The sequence below is a fragment of the Desulfobulbus sp. genome (genome assembly GCF_030824455.1).
Classification (GTDB): domain Bacteria; phylum Desulfobacterota; class Desulfobulbia; order Desulfobulbales; family Desulfobulbaceae; genus Desulfobulbus.
Window position 1 is genome coordinate 1 of the sequence record NZ_JAVBXR010000025.1, and the last position, 13366, is coordinate 13366.

Below are 13366 nucleotides of genomic sequence, written 5' to 3' on the forward strand. Positions count from 1 at the left end.
TCGAGAGGCTATATGCCTTTGACACTTCGTCTCTTCTCCTCACCCCAGCTTATCTAATTTTTCGACTCTTGCCTTTATATGACAACCCCAAGGAGGTCTTTAAAAAACAATCTGTCTTGTCCACTGGTCAAGGTCCCCATTATGTCATCTCGACCGTAAGGGAGAGATCTCGCCTTTATGTGACAGACCTTCGTCGGCGATGTTTTGCGCTGTGCATCATGCTTCGCTTGATTTGGAAATGGAATTATACGGATTATCGCATGCACATTTTCCGAATAAAAAAATGCCGGTAAAAACGGATTTATCCGGAGAATCGGGCAATAATCGAGAGGATTGTCCTTTTTGTTTGCATGATTTTCCAGTTAAGTAGGAATAAGGATGGTGTGTGCCGCTTCACAGGCTGACGCAATGAAACGGTTCTTTGTTCAACACAAAAATGGGTGCTCAAGTTTTTTGCGCCATCGAAAATAACGGCCCGGAACCTCCGACCTGTTTGCTCGGCTCCTTGTTCAGAAGTTCTGCCATTGTTCTGTACGATGAGCCCACGGTCCCAACACCACAGAATACACTATGGAGTCGCCATGAATGGTTCTCTTCTCGAAACAATCAGGCCCGAGGGAATGACCCGACGCCAATTCATCAAAAGCGTCATCGCAACCGGTGTTGTTTCCTCGTCCGGCCTGCTCTACTCCGGACCGGCTGGAGCCGCACCCAAGACTTCCCCGGGTGCGGTTGAACGACTCATTACCCTGAACGTGAATGGGCAACAGCGCCGGGTGGATGTTATGCCCCAGGAAACCCTGGCGCAAACCCTGCGCGGCAAACTGGGACTCACTGGTCTCAAAATCGGTTGTGACCGGGGGGAATGCGGGGCCTGTACAGTGCTCATCGGTAACGTGCCGCAGTATTCCTGCTCCATCCTTACCCAGAGTGTCCGTGGAAAGAATGTGCTGACCATCGAAGGTTTGGCTCGTTCCGACGGAAAACTGCACCCCTTACAGCAGGGCGTTCTCGATGAACAGGGCTTTCAGTGTGGCTACTGTGCCCCGGGCTTCCTCATGTCCACCCTTGGGTATCTCAAGACCAACCCCAATCCCACCCGACAGGAACTGGCGCACGGTGTTTCGGGAAATCTTTGCCGTTGCCAGGATTACGACAAGATCCTCACTGCCCTGATGCGCGGGGCCGAATACATGCGAAAGGGGTAAATCATGCCGCAAAACGAAGCTCTTTTTTCGCCAAAACTGACCGGGCAAAATTACACCACACCTGACCTGCGGGCCAAACTGACCGGCACGGCACGTTTCGCCGATGACCTCCGGGCCGAGGGCATGCTTATCTGCAAGCTGCTCACCAGCCCCTTGCCCCATGCACGGGTTAAACATCTCGACACCAAAGCCGCCTTGGCCATGCCTGGCGTGCGGGCGATTCTCACCGCTGACGAGCTGCCGCCTCCGGCCGATTCCGTCACCGACCGTGGCGAGGTCATCAAGGCCAGTCCCTGGGCGGAACCAGCGCTGACCATGGAACCGCTCTTTCAAGGGGAACCGATTTTAGCCGTTGCGGCAATCGATGAGGCCACTGCCATTGCGGCCATTGAAGCCATAGATATTTCATTTGATCCGCTCCCCTTTGTCATCGATCCGCTCGACAGTTTACGCCCTGGAGGTCCAAGCGCCCGGACCGACGGCAATGTCTGGCTGCCGCCGGGGAAACCTGGTGAACAGGCAAAAGTTGGCGAACTGAAATGGACCACGGCTGATTTCGAGACCGCCGGGCAAGATAAGCTGCCCTTGGGGAAATCAACCGGTGAGTGGTCCCACGGCGACCTTGATGCCGAAATGTCACAGACAGCACTGGTTCTGGACGAAACCTTCGTGACGCCCAACGTCAGCCACCAGACCCTGGAGACCCGTTCCACCCTGGCCTGGTGGGAAAACGGCAAGCTCCACATTGCGGTCGGCACCCAAGGCGCCATCCAGACCGTGCCGGCCCTTGCCAAGTGGCTCAACATGGATCCGAGCGATATCGTCCTTGTCAGCGAGTACACCGGTGGTGGTTTTGGCGGCAAAATCACCGCTTCCGTGGCCGCGATCATCCCGGCGCTGCTGGCAAAGAAAGCGCATGCGCCGGTCATGCTGCGCGTTTCCCGGGATGACGAGCAGTCCATCGGTCGGGCTCGGCCAAGTGTGATCGGCCGCATGCGGGCTGGTTTTTCCAAGGAAGGCCGTTTGCTTGGCTTGGACATGTTCGTGATCATGGATAACGGCCCGTATGAGGAACAATACGATGGCGGCATGTCAGGCCGCATGGCTTCATTGCTCTATCAACCCAAAGCCATGCGCTGGCGTGGCGTCGCGGTGCTCACCAACACCCCGACCCGTGGCGCCCAAACCGCACCGGGCGGACTCCAGGCCAGTGCCCTGATGGGACCTGTATTAGCAAAAGCCGCGCGCCGGTTAAACCTTGACCCTCTGGCGGTATGCCGCATCAATGCACCCGAAGGCAGGGCGCCGGTCGGTCCCCCGAAAGCGGACGGCGCCATGAATGTGGCGACCAGCGCCTTTGTCAAACAGGCGCTGGACCAAGGGGCTGAGGCCTTTGGCTGGCAGGCGCGCCGATCACGACCGGCCCTCAAAAGTCCTCTTCGGCGCGGCATCGGGGTGGCCACGGGATGCTTTGTGGCCGGAACAATCGGGTTTGACGGCTTGTTCGTTATCACCCCGGAAGGCAAATTGCGTATCCATTGCGGTATCGGCAATCTCGGTACGGAATCCTTCAGCGACGTGCAACGGGTGGTGGCCGACGCCATGGACGTGCCCTGGGAATCCTGCGAAATACTCTGGGGGAATACGGGCAAACACCTCGCCTGGAGTTGTGTGTCGGGCGGCAGCCAAACCATTCACGCCATGTCACGAGCAGGATTGGCTGCAAGCCTGGATGCTCTCACCAAGCTCAAGAAAATCGCGGCTAAAGCACTGGGTGGCAATCCGGAAGATTTTGCCGTCGGCAATCAACGAGTTTTCCGGAAAGAGAACAAGGGCGAGGGGCTGAGCTTTGCTGAAGCGGCTCGGAAAGCCATTGAACTGGGCGGAGCCTATGACGGTCATGAATACCCGACTGATATCCACAAGTTGACCAAGGCTTCCGTCGTCGCCCTGGCCGGACAGGGGTTGGTCGCCGTTGCCCGCGACACCTTCCCGCGCGACGGGCAAACCTTCTCGTATGTGGCCTCCTTTGCCGAAGTTGAAGTGGACGCCGAGACGGGGATGTACCGGATCGTCGACTTTCACGCAGAGGCAGATGCGGGCATGGTGGTCCACCCTCGTGCCTTTGCCGGCCAGCTTGTCGGTCGTTCCATGCTCGGCATTGGTCATGCCACCACGCAGAAATGGTTTTATGATCGTGAACACGGGATGCCGGTGGCCAGGCGTTTCTACCAAACCCGGCCGCCGACCGTCCTTTGCCTGCCGGAAAAATTTACCTGGGGCTCGGTCGGCATGCCTGACCCCCAGACTCCAATCGGAGCACGCGGCATTGGCGAACCACCGGTCGGGGCCGCCTGCGCTGCGGTCCTGTGTGCTTTGAACGATGCCTTGGGCGACGACAAATTTCTGCGTGCCCCGGTCATGGTCGACACCGTCCTCGCTGCCATTGAGCCCGGCAGCTGGCGTCCAGTAACGGGCCTTTCAGCCAACGTTTAATGTAAAAGCCGCCGATACATCGGTGGCGGGAGAAACCCCATGGCGATTATACGTGACGGTATGCCCTCTTTTGACCTATTTAGGCCGACAAGCGTTGATGACGCCTTGTCCCTGGCCAAACGTCTTGGATCCGACGTCTGGCTGTTGGCGGGAGGACTCGATAGCCTGGAACGGTTTAAGGATCGGATGAAACGACCCAAGGCGGTTATCGATCTTGGCGCCATTGAGGAACTTCGCGGCATCCGCCGGGACGGTGGCGATCTGGTCATTGGGCCGATGACGACGTTAACCGAGGTTCAGCACAACCCAGACCTCAAAACCCATTTCAGCCTGCTCGCCCAGGCCGCAGGAGAAGTGGCCTCGCCCCAGATCCGCAACCAGGGAACTCTGGGCGGCAACATCAGCCAGGATACGCGCTGCTGGTATTACCGCAGCGGCTGGAACTGCTATAGAGCCGGTGGCGGCGTCTGTTATGCCGGTGAAAGCAAGGAGGGGCAGAATCGTGAACATGCCGTCTTCGGGGTTGAAGGCTGTGCTGCGGTGTCGCCTTCCGATACTGCTCCGGCCTTGGTTGCTCTGGAGGCGCGGCTGGTTATTCAAAATGCAGAAGGTACCCGGGAGGTGGCGGCCGAGGATTTCTTCGTCGGCCCGGAAACTGACATCACCCGCCTCAACGTGCTTCGGCCAGGTGAGTTGCTCACCGAAATTCGCCTGCCTGCGACCTGGGCAGGAGCAACGTTTTACTTTGAGAAGGTTCGGGGCCGACCGGTGTGGGATTTTCCGCTGGTCAATATCGCAGCGGCAATGCGACTTACCGGAGACCGCATCGACCGGGCACGTTTCGTTCTGGGTGCGGTGGCGGCTCGCCCCTGGCGGCTCTCTCAGGTTGAAGCTGCAGTGGCGGGTCAATCAAGAAATGAAATTGCTGAGGCAGGTTCAAGCATTGCTGCCAATGGTGCGGCGCCGCTGCCTCATAATGGCTACAAGGTTGTGCTGGTGCGGAATTTAATCAAACGCGCCATCCTTGGGAAAAAGGAATCGTAAACCTTACAGAGGGAAAATACTCGTGATCGAATTGGAAAATATTAAAAACCGCTGCGACGCCATTGAAGAATGTTATGAATTTATGCTGGCGTATGCGGCCCAGGGCATTGCTGACGACCGGGAAAGCCATCACGGCAGTCAACTTCGAGAGCTGCTCTCAAAAGCTGTTGACGCCGCGACTGATTTACCGGAAGCATATACTGCAATGGTGGGCACCTTAAATCCAGCCACCTCACTAAAATATGTAAATTTTCTTGGGGTGCTGAAGGTGGATACGACCAAAGCCTTGGCCGCAATGGAACTCGTTCTTGCCCAACCGAAAATTTCATCCCAACTGATAGACAATCTCAATGCCTCGCTGCATGTTCGCACCCTGCTGACAGACGTTTTTCTCCTTGATGAAATTGTTCAGCTGCAGCAGTTGACCGGTTGACGGAGGCGAACCGTGAGTTGCTTTGCTTCCTGATCCGGTAGGAATCGACCTCCGTGGCCAGGCTGCGGAGACTCCACTTTTAAAAAAACTGTCCAAGCGAACGGAGCCACTTCTATCCCTCTGGGTGGACGCGAGACGCCAGCACCTTGTCGATCCGGTTTGTATCCATATCGACAACCTCAAAACGATAGCCTTGTTCTTCGAATTGATCTGTTTCCTTGGGAATACGACCCAATACGTGAATGATCAACCCTCCCAGCGAATGATAGGTATTGCTTTTCTCTCCTGGCAGATCGTTCCTGATGTCGAGCGTTAATTTGACCCGCTCGATGGAAACGCCGCCATCAATGAGCCAGGAGCCGTCTGCACGCTTTATAAACTCCTGAGTTTCTACAAGGCTCGAAGACGGGACTTCCCCCACAATGGCGGTCAGCACATCCGTCAGGGTCACCAACCCTTGAATGTCGCCGTACTCATCAACCACAAGGGCGCACTGAAGTTGGGCTTTACGAAAATTTTCCAGCAGTTGTGTTGTGGTCACGTATTCCGGAACATACAGCGGCTGGCGTAAATACTGCGCAATATCAAACGGAGCACAAGCAAGAGCCGCCTGCAACAAATCAGCAGTTCTCAAGAGTCCTGCAACATCATCCAACCCACCACGACAAACGATTATCCGGGAATAAGGACAGGTCGCCAGATCTTCACGCAGTTCCGCTTCCGGCTTGGTTATATCGAGTACATGGATATCCTGGCGATGGGTCATGATGGCGACAACTGGCTGTTCATCAAGGCGAAGAACATTGGAAACAAGAATCCGCTCGCTCGCGTGAAAAATACCCGCTTCCGCCCCCTGTTCCATCAGCAGCTTGATTTCTTCATTTGTCACGGATGATTGCTCTCTCTTGCCAGCGCCCAATATCCTCAAAAGAAAAGTAGACGAAGCCGAGAAAAACCACACCAGAGGTCTGGCGATACGCGCAAGCATCTTCATCGGTCGCGCAACCAAACTGGCAATTTTTTCTGGGTCGAGCAATCCCAAATGTTTAGGGACCAACTCTCCCACCACTACTGAAAAATAGGTCAAGGTGATGACAACCACCACCAGGGCAATAGGCTGGGCATACGGTTGCAGCCAAGGTAATGTTCCGATGAAAGTCGTCAGTGGTTCGGCCAATGCGTTTTCACCGATAGCGCCACTCAGAATGCCCACCATGGTGATCCCGACCTGAATAGTTGACAGGAAAGACGCCGGGTTATTTTTCAACGACAATGCAGAGTTGGCGCCTCGCCTGCCATCTTTAGCCATTTTCTGCAGGCGGGAATCTCTTGCAGAGATAACCGCAATCTCTGACATGGCAAAAATGCCATTAAGCGAAATCAATACTACAAGTAGAGCTAGGTCCATAGAGCGTATTTTGTGGAAAATAGTATTAAATTCAATAGTATTGTCATGCTGTTATCTTAAATTTTCGGTGATGATTGATTTTCAATCAAGATAAAGGAGAGAAATGTTGACCTTAGCATTCCGCAAAACCGGCTGACAATGGAGCGCGGCGAAATTGCCAGTCCGCGTTGATACGGTTGTTGGGCATTGACATTAGGCATTATCCCTATCTTTGTGGTCGCCAATTATTCGTTCTGCCTCTCGGTCGTAGCCGTCTGCCAAGCCTCTCAAGGTAACGGCAAATCGCTGAAAACCGGCGTTCTCTACTTCCTCGGCTTTACATCGGAACTGCTCAGCCAGTTCTCTCTCCGGCTTGCCGGTTGGATCAACCCAATGAGCGCCGCGCGAGTTGTATGTCCCTGTCCTAAAACCGTCGCGCATGTCATCAGCTTCACGGTCATTCAGTGCGGCAGCGACAACGCGGCGTATCCATAAACCGTCAGGATCGGGTGGGGTGTGAATCAATACTTCGCCAATATTGATGAGTGCTACTTCTAGGTGGCCGGATTCGGTACAGGCTTCCTTTACCTTTTGGAGCCATTCGGCGAAACGTCCTTCGCTGAACATGCCGTCTTTTTGTGTCCCCGGTGGTGTTTTCCAATCACGCAGTAGCCGCCAGGCATTTGTTGCGATTGCCTTTGATTCCTCGGTGGGTTCCCTCGGCGGCTGATCTTTTCTCTTGGATCGGTAGATCAGTCGAATTACCTCGCAAAAAAAATCGGGGTCATTGGCCAGTCTGCTTTCAAGGAGCTGGGGCGCGGCACCTCTATGACGGTCGAGCAAGGGAACATATGCCCACTCGACTCTAAAGAGGTCTTCCTGGTTCACCGAAGGCTCTGCCTGAAGAAACTTGATCAGTTCGGCGATGCGGTACCCGACCATGGCGTAGCTGGGCTCACAGGAGGAAAGAGCTGCGAGCAACGCTCGAACACATTGATTATTATCGATTGGCTGCTTGGCACGGCGCATCCTGTCCAGGCAGTTGATTGCCGCGTGTGGTCTGCCATATTCAATGAGTTTCTCAATAGCAATGGCAAGATCGTCATCGGTCTGATAGGCATTCGCGCCGGTGCGGGTCCAATATTCACTCTCATGCGCCTGAAGCCATTCAGAAGCGCGGTACCATGCTTCCTTGCTAAATGGCAAACAAGCCAGGAATTGTCCTACTTGCTCTGGCGTCCAATCAGATTTATCGATGTCGTCGCACCACTCCCAACCTTTGAGATGGTAACGCCGCCAAATAAATCCGCTCACCAATGGCTTGCGCTTGTTGTCAGCCAAATCTAGAAAATCCGGTAAAAGGGTTTGTTCAAACACATCATCGGCAACAACACCAAGTGTGTGCCCTACCTGACCTGGTGAAGAAACGGTTTCGGTAAACCGGATGACACCCTCGGCACCATCTTGCTGAAAGATTTCCCAAATGGCCGTTTCGCGTCGTGTTTCGAGACTTTTTTGCTGCTCCTCCCAATCGCCGTCCTCATCGTAGTCATCAAAATCATCAGTAAAGAGGTGCTGATATAAATTGAACGGGTTGGTGGGGGCTAGTTGTTCGACAACTTGTTCAATGCGGGTAATCAGTTCGTCGGGCAAGGCCCATTTCGCATCGGAGAACCGTTGGTGTTTGTTTATGAATTTCGTGAGATGGTCCCAAATCGAAAGTCGTTGCTCTTCAGGAAGTTCTGAAATGGGCTGGGAGGCAAGGGCCTGGAGAAGTTGATCAAAAGCGGGGTTAGGCAGGTTATCAAAATGGTCAATCAATGTGGAAAGCCTAGCAGTATCTTGGCCTGCGGCAGCCACCGCAAGTTCCGCGTAAAAAGATGTCTGCTGCCAGTATTCCTGATTCGTAACGTCTTTTTCCCAATCATCGGGGATTGTCTTGCGCCAGCTTGGTTTGTGCGATCCAGAAGAGGTCTGATGCTGGCTGGGCAGAAGCTGAATGATCAGATTCCAGGCGATATCCGGCCATTCATTAAGGATCGTCCGCACCGCCACCTTGCGCTTGTCAACAGATGCCAGCGTTTGCGGCATCCAGGGTAGCAAAATGGTTGCAAGCGAATTGGATGGGCGATTGGCCCACTGGCCGCCGGGGTCATGGCTGGCGAGTTCACCAAGCGCAACACAAACACGAACCAGATATTGTTCATCCCAGGCCAGTCCTTCCAACGCCCAGAGCAGGCCGGTTAAATAATTGCCGCCGGTGATGCCGTTGCCTTCTTGGGAAAAAAGCTCATCAAAGGGACAGGGCGTCAGGCGCATTGCCTTCTCGACCGCATTAAGAAATTCACACGGGTCGGCTTCGGCCAGGGTGGGCAATAAGCCGTTCAGGCTGCCCCACAAGGCCCAGTCAGCATCGGCCAGGAGTTCACGTATTACCAATACGCAGGTTGCTTCAGCTTTCCCTTGCGAGCAGTTACCACATGCCTCCGGCTGGCTTCCCAGAATGGCCAAGCCCTCGGCAATGCCGTTTCGTAACACATGTGAACACTTCAGCACCTTGCCATGAATGCTTGCTGCGTATCGTTCTTCGGCAGGCAGTTCAAAAGCGGGGTCTGGCTCTTTTTGTATGGAAACAGCCAGCGACCTAAACGTATCGAGGTTCTGATCAAGGATACGCGATCCCAGCAGGCGCCAAAGCTCGGCTCGATTAACAACTTTCCAGATGCCGTTTTTGAGAGTCAACGGGCTGTCGGGGCAGTGTAATATTTCCCGCGCCTTCTTTAGCCACTCGTCATAACTGATGCCGAGCAGTTGGGTTATTGCCTCAAGGTCGCATTGACTCTTGTCTTGCCAAGCGCCAATCAAAACTGCCAAGGCCAGATAGGTGGCGTCCGGGTGCTGGGTCCAATCCGTTTTAGGTTTTTCCTGTGCCGCCTTGAATTCCTCGGGCATCTCCGCCACTGCCTTTTGTCTAAATGCTTCCAGAAGGTCGTCCGGCAGCTTGCCGGACGTGATCGTACCGGCATCTTGATTCCATGTTTGTACGATATCGACAATCCGTGCCCAGACCCACTGCGGATACTGCTTATGGAATTGGGAAATGTGGGAATGCAGCAGAGACAGGACAACGCCGAACTCGTTACCAAGATCGTAACCGAGTAGATGGAAGTCATTCAAGAAGTCATAGAGTTCGTCCCTTGAAACATCGTTGCCGCCGTTTGCTGCTTTCAGGTGGTGCTGAATGACTTCCAGTTTCTCGGTACTCTTGGGTGGGCTGAAATTCGCCTGCTGGACGTTTATGAAAAACTCATCAACGTTTTTGGTGTGCCTCGCCTGGTTCAGCAGCCATTGCACATTGTGTGCATCGGTCGCGCTGAGCGGACCTGTGATCAGCGCTATAACATCCTTCTCCCGAGTGAATACCTTGGGATTTTTGAAATCATTCCAGGCGGCCTGCATCACCTCCCCAAACAGAGTGCTGCCCTGCGTAATAGCAATGGAATGCTTAACTTGCCCGAGAAGTTTCCGCCGTTCCTTGCTGTTAACGTTTTCTACGACAACAACGAGGTCGTCTGTATCAAATCCGTCGATTTTGCCCTGAAGTTTGATTTCCGCAATGGGCCAGCAAGGAAGACTGGGGGCGTGCCCGCCGGTAAGCATCAGCGCAACAAAAGACGCCTGGACATGCGCTTCAAAATGAACACCGCCACCGCCTGTGGAAAACGGATTGCTTAGACCCTTCTTATTTACCATCTTTATCCACAACCTAACTGTTTATGTCTAACGGTGAAACAACCTGCCAGCTGAGGGATTTCTGGTCATCATGAGTAATCGAAGGATAACCAGTAACCGTCAATCTCCATTGAGGCAAGCCAATGAGTTTGCTTGCCATAAGGCGTCGGAAAGAATGACGCCGCTGAAAGTCAACATTGTCCAGTAAATCATGACCTAGGAGCAATACTGACTGTGACAATGGTGTCCATCGCAAATGTAACATAAGGGAACTTCAACCAAAAAATTCTGGCGTTCGCCCATTTCATACGCTAGTGGCGAAAGAACGCCGCCTTTTGCTTATTTGCCCTGGAAGGGAACAGATCCTGACGGGATCGCCTCGCTGAAAGGTCTCTCGCCAAAGTTGACTTCCCACGTTGTATCTGACCGGGCGACTCCGCGCTGCACTTCGCCGCTGACAGTGCCTGCGCTCCACAAGCAGGCCCGATACTCCTTCCCTTTCACCAGAGATATGCCGTTTCCGCTTCCAGGCGTCCCGGTGACCCATGCTCCATTCACATGGTAGTACAATCGCTGTTGCTCGAAGTCCGCGGCAATGCCAAAGATATCGCCGTCGTTAATCACCGAACGCGCCGTGATTTCCCATGAGGGCATTTATCTGAGATCGGGCATATTTGTAAGTTTCCATGAAAAAATCGTGGCTATGGAGTAGCATTGCTTGGGTTGGGAGCGGAAATCATAAGGGATGTTGGCCGATAGCGATGAAACGCCTGTCGCGCTGAACAAGAAAGACGACTCCAACCGTTCATTGAAACCACAAGCCTGCACGGGCGCGGAAAATAAGGTAAATCACATGGCTATCCCTAAAAAAATACTCAAGAAAAAGTACGCTGAAAACTTTTGTGCAATCATGCTTCGAGAACACCCCGACATGACAGACGCCATCAATATGGACACGGTGTTTTTCTATTTCAATGCCGGCGTCGAAGTGCATGATGCGGTGAACAAATATATGGAATTTTTGGATTAGTTTTGACCTGCGAGCTTGTCGTTTATTCATTTCGAGCGCAGCGAGAACTCTCAGCCCATCGCCGCAAAAAAGAAAACAATTTTGCTTTCACCGGTTGACCTTCGATCATTGATCGTTCCCATGCTCCAGCGTGGGAACGCCGTTCGGGACGCTCCTGCGTCCCCAGGGAAACGGCGCAAACAAAGGGAAGATCGCCCCCAAAACCAGCCCGCAGGAACAGGGCTGCCGAAAATCAAACCAAGCAGCTCACTCCAAACAACCGGACAAAAATGGACGCTGGAGCGTCCAAGGCTACATTCCCACGCTGGAGCGTGGGAACGATCCTCAATGTTGGGGTTCGTTCCTCACTCCAACCTACGCGCTGCAATGAAATTTTCGTATTCGGTGATATGCCGTCGCCATGCAACAACGCGTTCCCCATCTCCGGATTACGCTTGACGTCGTCCGGCTCCCGCTGCCCGGTCATTTGACCCAGGCTGCCGTCTCATTCTTCCGAATCCTTTTCCCCGGTGTGCAGCCGGTTGATCTGCAGGCCGGCGGCCCAGAGGCTGTCGATCAGCCGGTCCATGTTGTCGCTTTGGATTTTGAGCGTGACCAGCTGATGTTCCTCGGAAAAATCGGAAAAGATGGCGATGCCGAGGATGGTTGCCTCGCATTTTTTCAACACCTGCATCATGGCGTAGAAGGCGGAGGGCTTGCGGTCGATTTTGAGTTCGATCCGGGCCCCTTGTTTTTTGGCGCCGAGCACTTCCAGGAAGGCGTCAAAGATGTTGGTCTCGGTGATGATGCCCACCAGTTCGCTGCCCTGCAGCACCAGCAGCGAGCCGAATTTGTGGGTCCGCATCAGCAGGGCCGCCTGCTCCAGAGGCGTGGACGGCTCAACGGTGATCGGCGAGCGGGTCATGATGGAGCCCGCCTGAATGCGGCCCGCCCGATCCAGGTTTTCCGGGCTGATGGACGGGTCAAAGATCGAGGGTAGGGCGCGGAACAGGTCCTCGCGGCTGATGATGCCCATCAGTTCGCCGTCGTCGATCACTGGAACCCGGCGGATGCGGTTGTCCCGCATGAGTTGCTCAACCTCGACAATCGGCTGGCTGCTGTTGACGGTCAGGACGTTGCTGGTCATCCATAGTTTGACAAACATAGAATACTCCGAAATTATTTTTTGTTAGGGGCAATGACGATCTGGCGGCTGCTCGCGCCGGCGGGAATGTGTTCGCTCAAGCGGAAACAGACGTTGCTCATGGTTGAGACAAGCACCAGGCGATGGTTGCCGATGCGTATTTCGGCGCCGGCAAAGATCTTGCCCCGGACCACAATGGCGCAGGCTAGGGTGTGGGACAGGCCCTGGTCCTCGGGCAGGCGGTCTTGGGGGGCGACAAGATTGAGGTGGGCAAAGCGCTTCATGCTCTCCTCGTGGTCGGCGATCAGTTCGTCGATTTCTTCGCTTTCGGCGTCCGGGCCGATGCGTCGCCGCAGGGCTTCGATGGCCTCGGCCTCGGCTTCGAGGGTGCGTTGCAGTTCGAAAAAAAGCTGCATCTGTTCCGGCGACACCGCCGCCGCCAACAGCGAGGGTTCGGCGTTGTCCGAACCGACCGTGCCCACGGTCAGGGATCCGGCGGCCACCAGCTGCGAGGCCACGAATTTCGAGGCGGGCGCGGCGTTGAGATTGGCGCCGGCGTGCATCCGGCAGTAATAGCCGCTTCTGCGCAGGACAATGGAGCCGCCGGCAAAGATGCGTCCCCGCTCGACAAACTGAATGTCCACGTCGCCGCGGGCGCGGATGACGGCGTAATCGCCCACCATCCCGGCCTGGACCACCACGTTGCTGTCCGAGCGGATCTGCGCCTTTTCGATGTGCCCCCGGATGAGGATGTCGCCCAGGGCGTTGACCCGGAATTTTGGTTTGACCGAACCCCGGATTTCCAGGGAATCGCGGGAGACGATGTTGCCGGTGGTGAAGTCGATGTCGTGCGAGATAATCTGACGCGAACAGACCTTGACCGAACCTTCGGACACCATGGACAGCACCCCGG

The 13366-nt window shown here is 54.7% G+C and carries 9 protein-coding genes; 5 read left to right on the plus strand and 4 right to left on the minus strand.

Annotated features, from left to right (window positions below; translation table 11 throughout):
* The first annotated feature begins 581 nt into the window (after positions 1-581).
* The 4 genes from RCH93_RS04320 to RCH93_RS04335 are packed head-to-tail and all read left to right on the plus strand — an operon-like array spanning position 582 to position 5181.
* The gene (locus RCH93_RS04320) at positions 582-1208 is read left to right on the plus strand and encodes a (2Fe-2S)-binding protein (protein WP_306547090.1); all 627 of its coding nucleotides are present in this window, start codon (positions 582-584) and stop codon (positions 1206-1208) included.
* Between the two features lie 3 nt (positions 1209-1211).
* Entirely contained in the window at positions 1212-3704 is a 2493-nt protein-coding gene (locus RCH93_RS04325) for a xanthine dehydrogenase family protein molybdopterin-binding subunit (RefSeq protein ID WP_306547091.1), read from the plus strand.
* Positions 3705-3743: 39 nt separating this feature from the next.
* On the plus strand, positions 3744-4748 hold the full coding sequence (locus RCH93_RS04330; RefSeq protein ID WP_306547092.1) for a xanthine dehydrogenase family protein subunit M: 1005 nt from the start codon (positions 3744-3746) through the stop codon (positions 4746-4748).
* 22 nt (positions 4749-4770) lie between these two features.
* A complete protein-coding gene (locus tag RCH93_RS04335) occupies positions 4771-5181 on the plus strand; it encodes a hypothetical protein (RefSeq protein WP_306547093.1) in 411 nt (136 codons plus the stop codon).
* Positions 5182-5293: 112 nt separating this feature from the next.
* Here the strand turns inward: RCH93_RS04335 and RCH93_RS04340 are convergent, their stop codons facing one another.
* Both RCH93_RS04340 and RCH93_RS04345 read right to left on the minus strand, forming a co-directional pair.
* A complete protein-coding gene (locus RCH93_RS04340; protein WP_306547094.1) occupies positions 5294-6589 on the minus strand; it encodes a hemolysin family protein in 1296 nt (431 codons plus the stop codon).
* Positions 6590-6781: 192 nt separating this feature from the next.
* Positions 6782-10321 (minus strand): hypothetical protein, encoded by a 3540-nt coding sequence (locus tag RCH93_RS04345; RefSeq protein WP_306547095.1) that lies wholly within the window; start codon positions 10319-10321, stop codon positions 6782-6784.
* 724 nt (positions 10322-11045) lie between these two features.
* On the opposite strand from RCH93_RS04345, the gene RCH93_RS04350 reads away from it, so the two are divergent.
* Positions 11046-11330 carry a hypothetical protein gene (locus tag RCH93_RS04350; protein WP_306547096.1) on the plus strand — a complete coding sequence of 95 codons (285 nt, stop codon included), beginning with the start codon at positions 11046-11048 and terminating at the stop codon, positions 11328-11330.
* A 484-nt stretch (positions 11331-11814) separates the two neighbouring features.
* Here RCH93_RS04350 and RCH93_RS04355 read toward each other — a convergent pair whose 3' ends face one another.
* Together RCH93_RS04355 and RCH93_RS04360 are read right to left on the minus strand one after the other, a co-directional pair.
* Positions 11815-12474 (minus strand): CBS domain-containing protein, encoded by a 660-nt coding sequence (locus tag RCH93_RS04355; protein ID WP_306547097.1) that lies wholly within the window; start codon positions 12472-12474, stop codon positions 11815-11817.
* 14 nt (positions 12475-12488) lie between these two features.
* A partial coding sequence (locus tag RCH93_RS04360) for a FapA family protein (protein ID WP_306547098.1) occupies positions 12489-13366 on the minus strand: 878 nt, incomplete at its 5' end.